17 protein-coding genes are annotated in these 16,778 nt (G+C 33.6%); 7 read left to right on the top strand and 10 right to left on the bottom strand.

The features are described from left to right. Window positions 1-87: 87 nt before the first annotated feature. Window positions 88-1,296, top strand: coding sequence for an OmpA family protein (locus BMX64_RS10765; protein ID WP_167543055.1), 1,209 nt, complete (start codon window positions 88-90; stop codon window positions 1,294-1,296). Between the two features lie 95 nt (window positions 1,297-1,391). Here BMX64_RS10765 and BMX64_RS10760 read toward each other — a convergent pair whose 3' ends face one another. From BMX64_RS10760 to recF, 9 genes are all read right to left on the bottom strand, one after another. Beyond that, window positions 1,392-2,213: an energy transducer TonB gene (locus BMX64_RS10760; protein ID WP_091171697.1), complete on the bottom strand. Its 822-nt coding sequence runs from the start codon at window positions 2,211-2,213 to the stop codon at window positions 1,392-1,394. A 267-nt stretch (window positions 2,214-2,480) separates the two neighbouring features. Beyond that, a complete protein-coding gene (locus tag BMX64_RS10755) occupies window positions 2,481-3,032 on the bottom strand; it encodes an RNA polymerase sigma factor (protein WP_091171695.1) in 552 nt (183 codons plus the stop codon). Then, window positions 3,023-4,129 (bottom strand): glycosyltransferase, encoded by a 1,107-nt coding sequence (locus BMX64_RS10750; RefSeq protein WP_091171693.1) that lies wholly within the window; start codon window positions 4,127-4,129, stop codon window positions 3,023-3,025. Before BMX64_RS10750 ends, BMX64_RS10755 begins: the two co-directional genes overlap by 10 nt. Before the next feature lie 86 nt (window positions 4,130-4,215). Continuing rightward, window positions 4,216-4,830 (bottom strand): FMN-binding negative transcriptional regulator, encoded by a 615-nt coding sequence (locus BMX64_RS10745; RefSeq protein WP_091171691.1) that lies wholly within the window; start codon window positions 4,828-4,830, stop codon window positions 4,216-4,218. A 94-nt stretch (window positions 4,831-4,924) separates the two neighbouring features. After that, on the bottom strand, window positions 4,925-5,938 hold the full coding sequence (gene murB, locus BMX64_RS10740) for a UDP-N-acetylmuramate dehydrogenase (RefSeq protein ID WP_091171689.1): 1,014 nt from the start codon (window positions 5,936-5,938) through the stop codon (window positions 4,925-4,927). Between the two features lie 97 nt (window positions 5,939-6,035). Next, complete coding sequence (locus BMX64_RS10735; protein WP_091171687.1) at window positions 6,036-7,112, bottom strand: glycosyltransferase; 1,077 nt, start codon at window positions 7,110-7,112, stop codon at window positions 6,036-6,038. A 5-nt stretch (window positions 7,113-7,117) separates the two neighbouring features. Further along, window positions 7,118-7,789, bottom strand: a complete 672-nt coding sequence (locus BMX64_RS10730) for a DUF2461 domain-containing protein (RefSeq protein WP_091171685.1) — start codon at window positions 7,787-7,789, stop codon at window positions 7,118-7,120. A 6-nt stretch (window positions 7,790-7,795) separates the two neighbouring features. Then, window positions 7,796-8,494, bottom strand: a complete 699-nt coding sequence (locus tag BMX64_RS10725) for a thioredoxin domain-containing protein (RefSeq protein WP_091171682.1) — start codon at window positions 8,492-8,494, stop codon at window positions 7,796-7,798. 79 nt (window positions 8,495-8,573) lie between these two features. Next, window positions 8,574-9,653, bottom strand: a complete 1,080-nt coding sequence (recF, locus tag BMX64_RS10720; protein ID WP_091171680.1) for a DNA replication/repair protein RecF — start codon at window positions 9,651-9,653, stop codon at window positions 8,574-8,576. A gap of 232 nt (window positions 9,654-9,885) precedes the next feature. On the opposite strand from recF, the gene BMX64_RS10715 reads away from it, so the two are divergent. From BMX64_RS10715 to BMX64_RS10690, 6 genes are all read left to right on the top strand, one after another. Next, complete coding sequence (locus BMX64_RS10715) at window positions 9,886-10,659, top strand: tetratricopeptide repeat protein (protein ID WP_091171678.1); 774 nt, start codon at window positions 9,886-9,888, stop codon at window positions 10,657-10,659. A 92-nt stretch (window positions 10,660-10,751) separates the two neighbouring features. Beyond that, window positions 10,752-11,324, top strand: coding sequence for a 6,7-dimethyl-8-ribityllumazine synthase (ribH, locus tag BMX64_RS10710; protein WP_091171676.1), 573 nt, complete (start codon window positions 10,752-10,754; stop codon window positions 11,322-11,324). A 163-nt stretch (window positions 11,325-11,487) separates the two neighbouring features. Beyond that, window positions 11,488-13,329, top strand: coding sequence for a DNA mismatch repair endonuclease MutL (gene mutL, locus BMX64_RS10705; RefSeq protein WP_091171674.1), 1,842 nt, complete (start codon window positions 11,488-11,490; stop codon window positions 13,327-13,329). Next, a complete protein-coding gene (locus BMX64_RS10700) occupies window positions 13,326-14,072 on the top strand; it encodes a rhomboid family intramembrane serine protease (RefSeq protein ID WP_091171671.1) in 747 nt (248 codons plus the stop codon). Before mutL ends, BMX64_RS10700 begins: the two co-directional genes overlap by 4 nt. 60 nt (window positions 14,073-14,132) lie before the next feature. After that, entirely contained in the window at window positions 14,133-15,002 is an 870-nt protein-coding gene (locus BMX64_RS10695) for a rhomboid family protein (protein ID WP_091171668.1), read from the top strand. A gap of 46 nt (window positions 15,003-15,048) precedes the next feature. Then, on the top strand, window positions 15,049-16,095 hold the full coding sequence (locus tag BMX64_RS10690; protein ID WP_091171667.1) for an endonuclease/exonuclease/phosphatase family protein: 1,047 nt from the start codon (window positions 15,049-15,051) through the stop codon (window positions 16,093-16,095). A gap of 14 nt (window positions 16,096-16,109) precedes the next feature. Here BMX64_RS10690 and BMX64_RS10685 read toward each other — a convergent pair whose 3' ends face one another. Continuing rightward, a complete protein-coding gene (locus BMX64_RS10685) occupies window positions 16,110-16,736 on the bottom strand; it encodes a WbqC family protein (protein WP_091171665.1) in 627 nt (208 codons plus the stop codon). Window positions 16,737-16,778 lie beyond the last annotated feature (42 nt).

Here is a 16,778-nt window from a genome sequence, read left to right as displayed (position 1 = left end):
ACAATATATTTTAAACTAATTAACTGAAAATGAGGTATTTGGTAAAAAATATTATTAAATTTGATAGGAATTTAAAATCATAAAATCATGGAAACAAATTTAGTGGATATTTTAAAAGGGTATGTTACCCCAGATGTTATTTCGAAAGCAAGTACTATGTTAGGCGAATCAGAAAGTGGTGTTTATAAAGGTGTTTCGGCCTCCATACCAACATTGTTGAGTGGATTAGTTCATAAATCAAATGACTCAAGCACAATGGAAAGTGTAATGAATTTAATAAATGAGAATAGTTCAAATTACGATAATGTTTTGTCAAATCTTCCTTCTTTATTGACAGGTTATGGAAATTCTACTGCCTTAGATTCAGGATCTAAATTAATGGCTTTATTGTTTAAAAATAAGCAATCAGATACTACAGATGTAATTGCGCGGACTTCAGGAATAAAAGACTCTTCTGCAGCTTCTTTATTAGGAATGGCTGCTCCAATGCTGTTGAGTTATTTTGCAAAATCTGGAATGACATTATCTAGTTTAAAGAGTTTGTTGTCTTCGCAAAAAGAGAATATTCTATCTGCAGCACCTTCAGGGTTGAATTTAGGCTTTGGCAGTACTATAGACAATGACATCAGAGGAAAAATCCATGACGTTAGAAAAGCAGAAAGTTCCTCTGCAAAATGGTTAATACCATTATTATTGGTGGGTGCAGGGCTTTTTGCATTATTTTTTTTCAGCAAAGGTTGTAATAGGAAAGAAGCTTTGCCTGCTGTTGCCACAGAAACGGTAGACACACTAACCACAAAAACCGAAGAAGTTGTAGAAGAACCAAAAGATGCTTTGGGTAATTTTTTCAAGTTTAAATTACCAAATGGAATAGAATTGAATGCACCCGAATTTGGAATCGAAAACAAATTAAATACTTGGTTAATGGACGAAACGAAAGTGGTTGATAAAACGACTTGGTTTAACTTTGACCGTTTGTTGTTTGATACCGGAAAAGCGACTTTACGACCGGAGTCTCAAGAACAATTGAAAAACATGGTTGAAATTTTAAAAGCATATCCAACTGTTGAACTCAAATTAGGTGGTTATACGGATAATGTGGGAGATCCTGCTTTTAATCTGAAACTTTCTGGTGACCGTGCAAAATCAGTCATGGATGAAATGATCAAAATGGGTATTGCCAAAGATCGTTTGGAATCAGAAGGATATGGAGAGCTATTTCCGGTTGCTTCAAACGATACCGAAGAAGGAAAAGCTCAAAATAGAAGAATTGCAGTTCGGGTTACCAAAAAATAATGTACTTGTTGTTGAGTATAATTTAATAACGAATTCTGGTAAAACTAATGTAATAAAAAAGCAGAATCAAACGATTCTGCTTTTTGTTTTTGAACTTAATTCATTTGTACCGTAATTGGGAGATTATAGGCAGTTCGTACTGCTTTTCCGGCAATCATTCCCGGTGCCCACTTAGTTTTCAAGGATGTCAATACACGAACAGCTTCTTTTCCCAAGCCATAACCAGGATCTCTTTTTACTTGAATGTCAGTCATGCTTCCGTCTCTTTCAATTACAAAAGAAACATACACTCGAATCGAACCACTGCCGTCTATTTCTTGTTTCTCAAAATTATTGCCCACATAGGTATAGAACTTATTAATTCCGCCGGGGAATTCAGGGAGTTTGTCCAGCGAAACGCTATTGACAATAGTATTTCCTAGGTCAACTGGCGTTACGGTTTCAGTTCCTGTTCCCGAAGAAGAAGTTGGGTTTATACCCACAGTTCCAGTTCCTTCAGAGCTTGTATTTGTTACGCTAGTATTATCGGTGTTTTTTGCAATGTCCTGATTTGCTTGCGAAGCCTGAACAATTACAGGATTAACAAGTTGGTCGCTTTTAGCGGGGACTTCTACACTTTTAGTTTTTATCTCAGGAAGAGATTTTTTTTCTTCAAGCTGATTCGGAATTATGTCAGTAAGTTGGACGACAGTATTTGTAAGTTCAGGAATACTTATCGTGATTCCTTTATTGGGATTCAAATAGGTAATGATTACGGGAATACTTAAAGCCGCTGATAAAAATAATACACCCATAAAAAGTGCTGTTAATGCTGTTTTAGTACTTTCCTGACGCAATTGATACGCACCATATTCTTTGTTTCGGTCTTGAAAAACAAGGTTAATCCAACCGGTTTCGTAAATGCTTAGTTTTGACATAATTTATGGATTTAGAGGTTAAGTACAATTAAATCATAAGCAGAGCTGTTTTTATTTTATAACGTGTAAAATAATATTTTTAGTATATAAATTTAATAATCATTTTTGATTTTAGTTAGATTATGTTTGTTTATTTAACTTTTATGGTGATTAATTGTTTGTTTTGTTGATTTTAAGGTTAAATATTCACAAAAAAAAGCGCATCCAGATCAATGAATGCGCTTTGTTGAGTATGTAAATAGCTTTATTATTTTGTTAAAAATAAAGCTACCTTCTATTCTGAATGATTTCTGCCAGAAGTTTTTTGGCGCGAAGCAATTTGATCTTCACATTACTCAAAGGTTCATCGATTTTATTGGCGATTTCCTGGTAACTCATTTCCTGGAAATAGCGCAACTGAATCACTTCTTGATAATGTGGTTTCAATTCTTTGATGAATTGCAGTAAGCGAGAAAGATTTTGTTCGGTAATCAATTCATCTTCTGCAGATGGAGTAGTGTCGGCAATGTTGTAGGCTTGCTGGTCTTGTTCATCGGTAATTTCGACAAAAAGACTTGATTTCTTTTTTCGTAATAAATCGATGTGTACATTTTTTGCAATGGCAATAAGCCAAGTGTTAAATTGAAATTCCGAGTTGTAAGTGGCTATTTTATCAAAAGCTTTCGAGAACGTTTCGATGGTAATATCCTCGGCATTGGTTTCGTTTTCGGTGCGTTTCAGCATAAAACCATACACTTCATTCCAATAATAATCCAATAGAAAAGTAAAGGCAACCTGATCGCCTTGTTTTGCTTTTTCTATTTGTTTGTTTATTTCCAATGTACTGGTTTTGAGAATATATTAGTTATAAAGATATTGATTTGTGTTAAGATAAGTACTATCTCAACGATAGGGAACCAGAATTTAATATCATTTTCTTTAAGTTTACCTGCTGAGAATCCTACCACAATCCATGCCACAAGATAACGCAATGCGATTAAACTTAAAACTAATATCCATTGAAATTGGAAGGCTAACAATATAATGGGTAATAAAATAAATAGTAATTGTGAACAATAAAACGCTCCTAATTGTAATTTATCAAGAGGTTTGTAATAATTTGCCGTAGCTATATGTCTTCTTTTTTGGATCAACCAATCTTTGTAGGTAGTTTTTGGTTTAGAAAGCGTAAAACTTTCGGGTGTGTAGGCGATAGTTGTGTTTTTAGCTTTTGCTGCTTGGTTTATAAATAAATCATCATCGCCAGAACGAATCTGCATGTGTTCGATGAATCCATTTACATTGAAAAATTCTTCTTTTTTATAGGCTAAATTTCTTCCAACGCCCATGTATGGATGTCCAATTTTTGCCCATGAAAAATATTGAATTGCCGTTAATAAAGTTTCAAAACGAATTATTTTATTCAGAAACGAATTAGGGATTTTTTCATATTTGCCATACCCCAAAACAATAGTTTTTTGCATGGTAAATTGAGAACTCATAGCTGTTATCCATTCTTTCGAAGTGGGGTAACAATCAGCATCTGTGAATAATAAATACTCTTTTTTGGCGGCTTTTATTCCTAATGTCAAAGCGTATTTTTTGTTTCCCCAAAAAGCTTCGTTGTTCTTCACTTTTACCAAGCGAACATTTGTATATTGCTTTTCAAAACTTTCAAAAACATCCAAAGTAGCGTCACTTGAAGCATCGTCAATCAGAACAATTTCGAAATCAGGATAGTTTTGTTCTGCAAGCAGAGGAATAAAATTAGCTACATTTTCTTCTTCATTTTTGGCGCAGACAATCACCGAAATCGGGATTCTTTTTGGTGTTATTTTTTGTGCTTTGGCGAAAGCAAATTTTCCAAAAACACCTAGATAATACGAAATTTGAACAACAACAATAAAAATAAAAAAGTAAAGAATTAGTATAAGCATCTGAGTTTAATGAGTTTTTAAATCGAGTGCAAAGGTATGAATAGAATTGTGAATTGTTAAATACAATGTGTGAATTTCGAAAGAATTTATATTGGACATTTCTTCATCTCATTCGCAATAGCAATTGACTGATTTGTATTGGTTTTTTCTAACTCGGAAATGATGTTTTGATGATTTTTTTCGTCTCTGTTTTGAGATATTTTTTTCGTGGCTTGGATTTCAGTAATTTCAATTTCGAATGCCACAATACCACGGGATTGCATCATGGTTTTCTTAGATAAATTTTCTATACGAACCGGATTTTCAGAATTTTGTTCGTATTTATCCACGAGTTTTTTTAAGGATTCGATGACGGCTTCTCCTTCAATAATTTTGATTTTTCCGTACACATGAACGGCAATATAGTTCCATGTAGGTACATTTTCATGATCGTACCAAGAGGAAGAAATATAACTGTGAGGTCCTGAGAATACTGCTAAAATTTGGTCATTGTCTGTAAAACCATTCCATTGTGGATTTTCTTTAGAAATATGTCCACATAAAATGTCCTTACCTTCTTTATTAATGTCTAATTCCAAAGGAATATGTGTGGCACACAATTTTCCATTGGTTTGATTTATTAAAATACCAAAGCTGTTCTCTTGCAGAAATTTTTTGATTTCTTCTTGATTCTCGTTTTTGTAGATTTCTGGAGTATACATGGTTTGATAACTTAGATTTATTACTATTAGAATTAAAGATAAAACAAATCAATAAGTTATCTAATAATATAAGTAGCCGAACAATTTTTTTTTATTAAATCACATTCACTTCGGCTTCGATATTGATGCCAAACATGTTAAAAATAGTTTCTTGAATATCTTTTGAAACATTCAAAATTTCTTGACCCGTCGCATTTCCATAATTCACTAAAACCAAAGCTTGGTTTTTATGGATTCCGGCATTACCAAAACGTTTTCCTTTGAAACCAGCTTGTTCAATCAACCAGCCTGCAGGGACTTTTACTTCGGTTTCAGAAATATCAAAATATTTCATTTCAGGAAATTGCTGATGAATTTTTTCGAAATCCGATTTCAATAAAATTGGGTTTTTAAAAAAACTACCACTGTTTCCTAATTCTTTCGGGTCGGGTAATTTGCTTTGTCGAATTGCAATTACAGCATTACTCACGTCCTTTAAAGTAGGATTTGTGATATTATTTTTGGCTAATTCAGATGAAATATCTCCGTAAGAAGTATTGATTTTATGATTTGTTTTTGTCAATTTAAAAACAACCGAAGTAATAATGTATTGATTTTTTGCTTCGTTTTTGAAAATGCTCTCTCGGTACCCAAAATGGCATTCTTCCTTAGTAAACGTTTTCATTTCCTGACTTTCTATGGTCATCGCTTCACAGGAAACAAAAGTGTCCTTTATTTCGGTTCCATATGCTCCGATATTTTGGACCGGCGTTGTTCCAACATTTCCTGGAATAAGGGACATGTTTTCTAAACCACCAAAATTTTGGTTGATGGTCCAAAGCACAAATTCATGCCAGCTCTCTCCAGCCTGACTTTCGACCCAAACAAAATTTTCATTTTCTTCAAGGATTTTTTTGCCTTTCAAATCGATATGAATGACAAGCGCATCAATGTCTTTTGTCAAAAGCATGTTGCTGCCTCCGCCTAAAATAAATTTTTGCTGCGTTTTATTTTCTTGTAAAATAGTTTTCAATTCCTGTACAGAATGTACAGCAACGAACTGTTTTGCTTGGGCTTCAATGCCAAAAGTATTGTGTTTTTTTAAAGAGAAATCAGGTACTATTTCCATAAAAGAAAGTGCTTTTTGAATTGTTTAATGTCGTGTCAAAAGTAAGAATTATAAATTGGTTGTTTGATCATAGAAAATCTATTAATTCTAAAACAGCTTATTCTGCTTTTGATCCATCAATTAAGTGATGGTATTTGTCGGCAATAATCTTCATATTAATACTGTAATCCACATTTTTTTCAACAAATTTTCTGTTTTTAGAAACGGCTTGTTGTCTGTGTTCTGTATTCTCAAAGGACCAGATTAATTCTTCTGCAAGCTTTTCATAATCGTCAATTGGAATCAATTGGCCGTTTTTTCTGTGCTCGATCCAGCTTTGATTTCCTGCAATGTCACTTACAATTGGATAGCAATTGGTAGCCATCGCTTCAAATAAGGAAGCTGAAACCCCTTCCGTTATTGGCATACTAATGTAAATGTTGGCTTGTTGCAATAGTTTTGGTAATGCTGTATTTGGAACCCTTCCAGTAAAGTTAATTTTGTTTTTAATGCCTAACTCTTTTGCTAAATCTTTCAATTTAGAAAGTTGAGCGCCATCTCCTATAATGGTAAGTGTGAAATCAATTCCCTTTTGGTTTAAAATTGCAAATGATTTCAAAATGATATCATGACGGTATTCTGTCGATAAAGAACGCGTCACAATAGCGCAAATTTTTTCGGGATTGTCATTATTTTCAGCTCCAAATTGAGTCAAATTAATTCCCTTAGGTAAAACCAAAATTTTAGTCATGTCAACATTGGACTCGATCATAGAAATAGTCATCACAGGTCCCCAGGCATGGATTAAATCTGCTTTTTTGAAAGCGTAATGCTGAATAAGTTTTTTTAACGGCAGTGAAATTGATTTTTCAGGCCACAAATCAGTTCTGCCTTGTTGTGCTATAACAACTGGTTTTACACCAGATAGTGCAGCAAGGAACCCATAACTGGTGGTTCTTTCTGCAATAATCATATCCGGTTTTTGCCGTTGGATTATTTTTTTGATTTTAAAAAAAGCGAGACTGAATTCGAAAATTCTCTTTATTCGGTTAAAAATACCACTATTTGATGTTTTTAATTCCCAAGTGATAATATCAAAATCGCCAAATTCCTTAAGGCCATTTATCCACGTGATGGCATCGGCTCTGTAGGTTTCTCCCAAAAAAAGTATCCTTCTCTTTTTTGTCGATATCATTTGAATTACTCGGAAGTTAAGGCTCGATTGATAAAATCGTTTAATGGTTTTAGCACAATCAGTTTTTGACTCATTACGGCAACAAAATCTTTTTTTGCAGCAGCTGAAAACTCAATTTTCTGTGAAGACTCAAAACTCTTTAGTTTTAATAATTCTATCGCCGGATGTTCTTTGTCATAGCCTCTTGGCGGGTTTTTTAAAGTGTCTTTTTCATTTCTATCAAAATCACCAAATTCCCTTTTAAAATCTTTTTCCTCAAGAATAGCTTCCAAATCATCATGAAAATAAGCAATTTCTTTGCGCATTTTTTTTAAATCATCGGATTCCGGACAATACAATCCTCCTGCGATAAAACTCGCGCCTTTTTCTAAGTGAATGTAATAACCGGAACGATTCAGTCCTTTGGCACCAGACGAAAGCCAGATTCCCAAATGCGATTTGTAAGGCGTTTTGTCCTTAGAAAACCGAATGTCGCGATTGATTCTGAACGTACAATTTTTAACTTCCAGCATTTCCAGCGATGGATCAAGCGGTTTCATGGCATCCAGTAAATCAGCAACTAATTGTTGGTAGTCTTTCTTGAAAGCTTCGTAGCGTTTTTTATTTTCTAAAAACCAGTCCCGGTTGTTATTGGCTTTTAAATCATTCAGAAATTGCAGTGTTTCTTTTGAAAGCATCTTGTACTATTGTATTTGTTTTCTTAATTCTTCTTCACTAATGAAACCGGATTTTCTCCATTTTACTGCTGCTTTTTCATACAATAATATAGTAGGAAGTTCACTGATTTTCATTTCGGTCATTAAGGTTTTGTTTTTATCCGCATCCAATCGAATGATGGTTACGCTATCTGCTAGTTCAGTTTGCATTTTTGTGATGTAAGGTGTCATTTTTTTGCAAGGCGCACACCATTCTGCATAAAAACTAACCAATACTTTTTTATCAGAATCTACTAATTTATTATAGTCCTGCAACGTCATTCCTGTGATTTTGTTGCTTGGTTTAGACAGTCCTGCAGCGTCCCATTTTAAAATTCCGCCTTGTAATTGGTAAACATTTTTAAAGCCAAGTTCTTCCAGTTTTTTAACGGCACTTTGACTTCTTCCACCGCTTTTGCAGTATACGAAAATAGGTTTTGTTTTGTCCAGTTTTTCGGTGCCTGCAACAAAGCTATCTCCGAGCCAATCTACATTTACGGCTTTGTCGATATGATCTGACGAAAATTCCGCAGGCGTTCGTACATCCAGAATTTGTGGATTTGGTGTTGCTGCAATTTTTTCGCTAAACGCTTTTGCATCGATAGTTTGGCTTTCTTTTGAGACTTGTCCGTTACAAGACAAAAAAGCAAAAGATATGATTAATAGGAATATTGAACTGAATTTCATTGTGATTTGATTTAAATTTGAATAGGCTAAATTAGTTTTTTTTCGATTTTTGAACGCTATAAAAACTATTAAATAAAAGTTATAAGTTAAAAATTTTATAGCTCTGATGGGTCGATTTTACAATAACTTCCGTGCGCTCCGGATGCGTGTCCGAAATAAAGAGTTGTCCAAAAGTATCGCTGTTGACCATTTCGATTATTTTGGCCACCCGACTTTCGTCTAATTTGTCAAAAATATCATCAAATAACAGAATTGGTTTTACACCGCTTTGTTTTTTTAAAAATTCAAATTGTGCCAGTTTTAAAGCGATTAAATATGATTTTTGTTGTCCTTGTGATCCAAATTTCTTTATTGGATGCTCATCAATTTCAAAGGCTAAATCATCTTTATGAATCCCTACACTGGTATAATGTAAAGCACGGTCTTTATTGATGTTTTGCTGCAAAAGGGTCAACAGGTCTTTTTCAAATAAATGACTTTCATACACCAGTTGAACGGTTTCTTGTGAGCCGGTTATGGCTTGATGATGCGTGTTGAAAATAGGAATGAACTGGTCAATAAATTCTTTTCTTTTTTCGAAAATATAGTTTCCAAAACCATTAAGTTGCTCATTATATATAGATAAGGTGTCGTTTTCAAAAACATGATTCAACGCAAAATATTTTAGTAATGCATTACGCTGGCTCATTACTTTTTGGTATTGAATGAGTTGCTGTAAATAATGGGGATCCAGTTGCGAAATGACGCTGTCCATGAATTTTCGTCTGGTTTCGCTGCCTTCCACAATCAAATCCCTGTCAGCTGGAGAAATAATTACCAATGGAATAAACCCAATATGATCCGAAAACTTATCATACGCTTTGCCGTTGCGTTTCAATATTTTTTTTTGGCCTTTTTTAAGACTGCAGACGATTTGTTCCGTTCTTTCGTTCTTTTCAAATTCAGCATCAATCACGAAAAATTCCTCTCCATGTTTGATATTTTGAACCGCTAACGGATTGAAATAGCTTTTTCCGTAGGATAAATGATAAATAGCGTCCAAAACATTTGTTTTTCCAATTCCGTTTTTGCCTACAAAGCAATTTATTTTGCTGTCAAAATCGAAATTTGCTTCGGAGAAATTCTTATAATTGAATAATGAAATCTTTTTTAAATACATGGGTAAGGCTTGCTGGTATTGAGAACTTTAAACTTTTAGAATGGGTTTTCTAAAGTGGGTGCAAATTATTGAAAAATATTGATAAAAATGACTTTTCCATTTTTTCTATGTTGATTATTTTGCCTTTGGAAAGAAAGAATACCCAATGATATTTTTTTTGAATATAAAAGCATATTTTTTGTGTGGGTTTGAATAAAAATTTTATTTTTGCGACTCACTAAATTAAAAATAAATGGCTACTTACAATAAAAGAGGATATAAAGCACCAAAAGAAAAAGAAGTAAAAGACGGAGTTGAAACGGTAATTGTAGATGATAAGGATAGCACAACAGCAGAAGTGTTTTCAAAATTAGATGAAACCGCTACAATAACAGAGGATTGGGTTGCCAAAAATCAAAAAATCATTATTGGGTTAGTTGCCGCCGCCGCCATCTTTACGATTGGATATTTAGCATACCAAAGATTTATTGCAGCTCCACAACAAGATGAAGCAGCAAATGAAATGTTTGTTTCACAACAAAATTTTCAAAAAGCAACTGATGGTATTGCAAGTGACTCATTATATAAGTTGTCTTTGAATGGTTCAGAAGGAAAATTTGGATTCTTAAAAATTGCTGATGAATATTCTGGAACTGATGCAGGAAATTTAGCGAACTATTATGCTGGAATTGCTTATTTGAACACAGGAAAATATGCAGAAGCTATTGATTACTTAAGCAAATTTAAATCAGATGATATTGTTTTAGGCGCTTTAGCAAAAGGAGCAATTGGAGATGCTTATTCTCAAAAAAATCAGCCGAAAGAAGCTTTAGAGAATTACGTAAAAGCTGCTGAATCAAATAAAAATGATTTCACAACGCCACGTTTCTTATTGAAAGCTGGAAAAACGGCTTTGGCTCTTGGAAATAAAGCGGATGCATTGAAATATTTTACAGATATTAAAGAAAATTATGAAGGAACTCCAGAAGCTGCTTCAGTTGACGTTTTGATAGGATTAGCGCAATAGTAAAAAATGATTTAAGATTACTGATTTAAGATTGTAGATTTTTGATTTGAAAATTCTACCTTTAATGTCTGAAATGAAAACTTTAAAATCAAATGGCTACCGAAAATAAAAATTTATCCGAGTACGACAAAAACGCTGTTCCAGATGCGAAAAATTTTCGTTTTGGAATTGTTGTTGCTGAATGGAATGAGACAATTACTGAAGGACTTTTTGATGGTGCATTCAAAACACTATTAGAGAACGAAGTTCCAGCTGAAAATATTTTACGTTGGAATGTTCCTGGAAGCTTTGAACTTATTTATGGATCCAAAAAAATGTTGCAAACTCAAAATGTTGATGCTGTAATTGCTATTGGATGTGTCATTCAAGGGCAAACCAAACATTTTGATTTTGTATGCGAAGGTGTAACGCAAGGTATTAAAGACTTGAATGTTCAAACGGATATCCCGGTTATTTTTTGTGTTCTAACGGATAATACCATGCAACAATCTATTGATAGAAGTGGAGGAATTCACGGAAATAAAGGAACTGAAGCCGCAATTGCTGCCATAAAGATGGCTTATATTCGTCAGCAGGCTTCTCTTAGTCATCAATTTAATAACCAACAATTGTTGTCTTCCGGTGCATTACAAATTGAAAATTTGCCTTTGGAATTAGAAGAATAAAAATTTAAAATAAATAATTTAAAAACCTATACTGTCTCGTAAATAGTATAGGTTTTTTGTTTTTTTTATGATTAAATAAGCTACCATTCCCAATAGAAATTCATTAAATTTGTATTTCTTGGTTTTATAGACTTTAAACCTTAAACATCAAATAAATTTTTTAATGTCGAGTATAATTCAATTACTTCCTGATCATGTTGCCAATCAAATTGCTGCTGGAGAAGTCGTTCAAAGACCAGCTTCAGTTGTTAAAGAACTGCTTGAAAATGCAGTGGATGCCAGGGCTACAGATATCAAGTTAATTATTAAAGATGCAGGAAAAGCATTGGTACAAGTAATTGATAATGGTTTGGGGATGAGTGTAACCGATGCTCGTTTGTGTTTTGAGCGTCATGCCACTTCCAAAATTCGTCAGGCAGAAGATTTATTTTCTTTAGATACAAAAGGTTTTCGAGGAGAAGCTTTGGCATCTATTGCCGCGATTGCGCACGTAGAAATGAAAACCAAGCAAGAGCAAGAGGAGTTGGGAACACATATTATTATTGAGGGTAGTAAGTTCGTGTCCCAAGATGTTGCTGTTTTGCCAAAAGGAACTTCTTTTGCCGTTAAAAATTTATTTTTTAATATTCCGGCGCGACGCAATTTCCTCAAATCAGATACCGTGGAATACCGTCATGTTATTGATGAGTTTCAGCGTGTGGCTTTGGCTCACCCAAAAATACATTTTACGTTTTATCATAATGGTAGTGAAATGTTCAATTTGCCGCCTTCTACTTTGCGACAACGAATTGTCAATATTTTTTCGGGTAAAACCAATGAAAAATTAATACCCGTTCAGGAAGAAACAGAAATAGTGGCCATTCAAGGATTTGTCAGCAAACCTGAATTTGCCAAAAAGAATCGTGGGGAACAGTTTTTCTTTGTCAATGACCGATTTATAAAAAGTGGTTATTTGCATCATGCTGTTATGGCCGCCTATGACGGAATCTTGAAAGACGGTGCTCAGCCCAGTTATTTTTTATATTTAACGGTGCCGCCAAATACAATTGATATCAATATTCATCCGACAAAAACGGAGATCAAGTTCGATGATGAACACGCTTTATATGCTATTTTAAGAGCTTCCATAAAACACAGTTTGGGTCAGTTTAATGTAGCGCCAGTTTTGGATTTTGATCGCGATTCTAATTTAGACACGCCGTATCATTACAAAGATTTAACGGGAGAAACGCCAACAATTCAAGTTGATGGGAATTTCAATCCTTTCTCTGAAGAAAAACCAAGCAAACAATTTTCAAGTTATAGAAAACCGGAACCAACAGCAAACTGGGAAAGTTTATACGTAGGCTTGAAACAAGATACGGATGAAATAGGGCATATCACTTTTGAAAATGAAGAAGTAACTTCTTCTTTATTTAATGATGAGGAAGTGGAACACTCCGTTCATAAAACCTATCAAATACATAAAAAATACATTGTTTCATCGATCAAATCTGGGATGGTAATTGTCGATCAGCAACGGGCACATCAACGTGTTTTGTATGAACAGTTTTTGGTAAATATGACAGTTCATCAAGCATCAAGCCAGCAGTTATTGTTTCCTTTGAACTTATTTTTCTCGTCAAGCGAAATGGAACTTATTGGTGAGTTGCAACTTTCGTTGATGAACACTGGATTTGTTTTTGAAGAAAATAATATTGATCATATCGTTATTTCTGGAATACCTGTAAATGTTACGGAGAGTGAAGTTTCATTGGTTTTAGAACAATTATTAAGTGATTTACAAGACGGAATTCCCGAAAGTAGTTTCAGTCAGAATGATACTATTGCTAAATCCATGGCCAAAAGTTTAGCCGTGAAAACAGGAACGCATCTTTCAGAAAAAGAACAGGAAAATTTGGTAAACGGACTTTTTGCCTGTAAAGACCCAAATGTTTCCCCATTTCATAAACCCACTTTCATCACCATGCGTGTGGAAGACTTAGATAAAAAATTTGCAATATGAGAAACGTAACTGAAACCGTAAAACAATTAATTATTATAAATATATTGTTTTTTGTAGGAACTCTGGTAATAGGCGATGTTGCCTATAAAATATTGGCATTGTATTTCCCAGAAAATTCAGATTTTCAACTTTGGCAACCACTGACGCACATGTTTATGCATGGAGGTTTTATGCATATTTTTTTCAATATGTTTGCCTTGTATTCTTTTGGATCTGCTTTAGAGCAAATGTGGGGAAGCAAGAAGTTTTTGTTTTTCTACATTTCGTGTGGATTAGGAGCTGCCTTGTTGCATACCGGAGTTAATTATTACTATTTTCAAGATAGCTTGAATACACTTATTGGCAATGGATTTGAAAAACAGGAGATTTTACAACTTTTAAATGAGGGTAAAATCGATACAAGATGGCAGGAGATTCTATCAACTTCTGATTTTCAGAATTTTACAAGTGCATTTATGGGAACTGCTGTTGGTGCGTCGGGGGCAATTTATGGCATTATTGTAGCGTTTGCTTTTATGTTTCCTAACGCTGAATTGGCTTTAATGTTTATTCCTGTTCCAATAAAGGCCAAATACTTTGTTCCTGGTTTAGTCTTAGTCGATTTGTATTTAGGAATTTCTGGAAAATCAATTTTTGGCGGTGGTGGAATTGCCCATTTTGCGCACGTTGGCGGTGCTTTCTTCGGTTTTATTATTATGTGGTATTGGAAGAAAAACCAGTTTAATCAAAATCGTTGGAATTAAAATCTAACGCCTTTTAAAGTAGTACGACCTAAATAGCAGCTTTTAAATCCCAATTAAATTATGAATATTATTGACGACCTGAAATTACAATACAAAATGGGAGGAATAGTGACTCAGCTAATCTTTTGGAATGCGGCTTTGTTTGTTCTTCCGTGGTTGTTTTTTACTCTGTTATCTTTATTGGGTGTCGATATCGATTATATGCATTATGTGAGTTTGTCTTCTAATCCGGCACATTTGCTTTGGAAACCTTGGTCGTTGCTTTCGTATGCTTTTTTTCACAGTGGAATCATGCATATCGTTTTTAATATGATTGTTTTGAATTTCTCGGGTAGATTATTTATGACGTATTTTACGTCTAAGCAATTGCTAGGCTTGTATGTGTTGAGTGCTATTTTTGCTGGAATTTGTTATGTTCTGGTATTCTATGTTTTAAATATAAATGCTCCAATTGTAGGCGCCTCTGCTGCGATTATGGCTATTTTAGTCGCTACTACTACGTATTATCCTTTGATGAATCTTCGATTATTAATTATTGGAAATGTGAAATTATGGCATGTAACTGCCGTTATTATTATTGTGGATTTGATGCAATTGCGTTCCGGGAACATGGGCGGACATATTTCTCATCTTGCAGGTGCTTTTTTTGGTTTTATTTTCATTAAATTGCTTCAAAATGGAACAGATTTAAGTAAAATAGTATCTCGTGTTTTAGATTTTTTTGCCAATATATTTAAGAAAAGCCCATCAACTCCATTTAAAAAAGTACATAAAAACTACCAAAAACCGGTAGAAAAAAATATTTCGAAGATAATTACAAAGGATAAATCTCAACAACAAATCGATGAGATTTTAGATAAAATCAGTCAGTCGGGTTATGATAGTTTGACGAAAGAAGAAAAAGAATTCTTGTTTAAAGTAGGTAAATAAATAACTGCAGGTCTTTTAATAGTTTGCCAAAATAAAAATATAGTAAATGAAAAATCTTTCATGGTTTAATAAAGGAATGTTTCTTCTGAATATCGTTCTTACACTTGTCACTTTTATCGCCTATGTTTTGCCTTTTTTAGCGCCAAAATCATTTCCTCTTTTGTCCGTTTTGACACTTTTCATGCCACTTTTTTTTATTTTTAATGGCATGTTTTTTATTTATTGGATGCTGCAATTCAAAAAGCAATTAATAGTTTCAGGTTTAGTTTTATTGATTGGAATTACTTTTATAAATAAATTCTATAAATTTTCTTCTCCTGAATTACCTAAAGAAGAAAAGGATTTTACCATAATGAGCTATAATGTGCGCTTGCTCAATGTGTTTAAATGGATTGAGAGAGATGATGTTCCTTCGGATATTTTAAATTTTATAAATGAAAAGAATCCGGATATATTATGCATGCAAGAATATTCTCCTTCAGCCAATATTGATTTGAAAGTATATCCGCATCGCTATATTTTTACAGAAGGAAACCAAATTAAAACCGGACAAGCCATTTTTTCTAAATTTCCCATTATTGATCAAGGAAATATTATTTTTCCAAATTCTAGCAATAACGTAGTATTTGCAGATATAAAAAAAGGAAAAGACATTATCAGAGTGTATAATATGCACCTGCAATCGATCAAGATTTCTCCGGATGTAAATGAAATTGATGAAAACATTGACGCCATTAATCAGCAGAAATCACAAATGCTTTTTATAAGAATCAGTAAGGCATTCAAACAACAACAACAACAAGCAGAGATTTTTAAGGAACATAAAATGAAATGTACATACCCAGTTATCATTTGCGGGGACATGAATAACAGCGCATTTTCTTACGTGTACCGAAGTATTAAAGGAAAGTTGAAAGATAGCTTTGAAGAAGCAGGAAAAGGTTTTGGAGAGACGTATAAATTTAGGTATTATCCTGCCAGAATTGACTATATTTTTGCTGATGAAAAAATGACCGTTAAGAAATTTGAAAATTTCCCGAAATTTATTAACTCAGATCATTTTCCTATCATGGCAAGGTTGTCTTATGAATAAGCAGATTGTAAAAATTACTTCATAATTAAAGCTTGTTTTTTTAAATAATCCATAGCATATTTTCCTTCGTTAAATAGTAAATCTAAAACACTCAGATTGTTGATAAAGCCATGTTTGTCATCAAAAACCTGTTTGTAGCTTTCAAAAATGGATAGATCTTTTTTTCCATTTATCAAAGACCTGAAGTCCATCGTTTTATTTGTATCTACGTCATGAACGTATTCTGATGTGGTATCAAATTCTAATTTCATCCGAAAACATTTAGTCACAATAGCTAAAGTTTCAAAATTTAAATCCAATAAAAAATCATGTTTTTTTTCGAAAATTATTCGGATATCATCTTCAAAAAATTCAAAAAAGGGGGAGCTTCTGTATGCAGCTTCAAGAGATTTGAAATGTTGCTTTTGCCAGTCAAAATCAGTTTCAATTCTGATGTCTTTTGTTTTCTGGTGGGTTTCTTTCGAATGTTTTACAGGGATATTCAATAGCTGAATCCCGTTAGGAGAATAAATATAAGTTCGGTTGCGATTGGTCTGTTTTTGAAAGTTATCTTCTACCTCAAAAGTTATGCTTTCGGATTGTGCGATCGCTGCAAAGTGACTTATCGATGGGAAATAGGAGGGATGTAATATTGTATTCATATTGATAGTTTAAGGTTTAAAGTTTAAGGCTCAGTAAACTTT

This window comes from Flavobacterium sinopsychrotolerans, from assembly GCF_900110375.1.
GTDB classification, from domain to species: Bacteria; Bacteroidota; Bacteroidia; order Flavobacteriales; family Flavobacteriaceae; genus Flavobacterium; species Flavobacterium sinopsychrotolerans.
The sequence above is the reverse complement of the archived record's forward strand: the minus strand, read 5'-3'. Positions and strand labels throughout refer to the sequence as shown.

What these genes read in the sequence shown, in the direction of transcription:
- BMX64_RS10750 (WP_091171693.1), bottom strand. Translation starts at nt 4,129, where the DNA reads ATGCTTATACTAATTCTTTACTTTTTTATTTTTATTGTTGTTGTTCAA.
- BMX64_RS10725 (WP_091171682.1), bottom strand. Translation starts at nt 8,494, where the DNA reads ATGAAATTCAGTTCAATATTCCTATTAATCATATCTTTTGCTTTTTTG.
- BMX64_RS10685 (WP_091171665.1), bottom strand. Translation starts at nt 16,736, where the DNA reads ATGAATACAATATTACATCCCTCCTATTTCCCATCGATAAGTCACTTT.
- BMX64_RS10730 (WP_091171685.1), bottom strand. Translation starts at nt 7,789, where the DNA reads ATGCTTTCAAAAGAAACACTGCAATTTCTGAATGATTTAAAAGCCAAT.
- BMX64_RS10690 (WP_091171667.1), top strand. Translation starts at nt 15,049, where the DNA reads ATGAAAAATCTTTCATGGTTTAATAAAGGAATGTTTCTTCTGAATATC.
- recF (WP_091171680.1), bottom strand. Translation starts at nt 9,653, where the DNA reads ATGTATTTAAAAAAGATTTCATTATTCAATTATAAGAATTTCTCCGAA.
- BMX64_RS10695 (WP_091171668.1), top strand. Translation starts at nt 14,133, where the DNA reads ATGAATATTATTGACGACCTGAAATTACAATACAAAATGGGAGGAATA.
- BMX64_RS10735 (WP_091171687.1), bottom strand. Translation starts at nt 7,112, where the DNA reads ATGATATCGACAAAAAAGAGAAGGATACTTTTTTTGGGAGAAACCTAC.
- BMX64_RS10745 (WP_091171691.1), bottom strand. Translation starts at nt 4,830, where the DNA reads ATGTATACTCCAGAAATCTACAAAAACGAGAATCAAGAAGAAATCAAA.
- BMX64_RS10760 (WP_091171697.1), bottom strand. Translation starts at nt 2,213, where the DNA reads ATGTCAAAACTAAGCATTTACGAAACCGGTTGGATTAACCTTGTTTTT.
- mutL (WP_091171674.1), top strand. Translation starts at nt 11,488, where the DNA reads ATGTCGAGTATAATTCAATTACTTCCTGATCATGTTGCCAATCAAATT.
- BMX64_RS10700 (WP_091171671.1), top strand. Translation starts at nt 13,326, where the DNA reads ATGAGAAACGTAACTGAAACCGTAAAACAATTAATTATTATAAATATA.
- ribH (WP_091171676.1), top strand. Translation starts at nt 10,752, where the DNA reads ATGGCTACCGAAAATAAAAATTTATCCGAGTACGACAAAAACGCTGTT.
- murB (WP_091171689.1), bottom strand. Translation starts at nt 5,938, where the DNA reads ATGGAAATAGTACCTGATTTCTCTTTAAAAAAACACAATACTTTTGGC.
- BMX64_RS10765 (WP_167543055.1), top strand. Translation starts at nt 88, where the DNA reads ATGGAAACAAATTTAGTGGATATTTTAAAAGGGTATGTTACCCCAGAT.
- BMX64_RS10715 (WP_091171678.1), top strand. Translation starts at nt 9,886, where the DNA reads ATGGCTACTTACAATAAAAGAGGATATAAAGCACCAAAAGAAAAAGAA.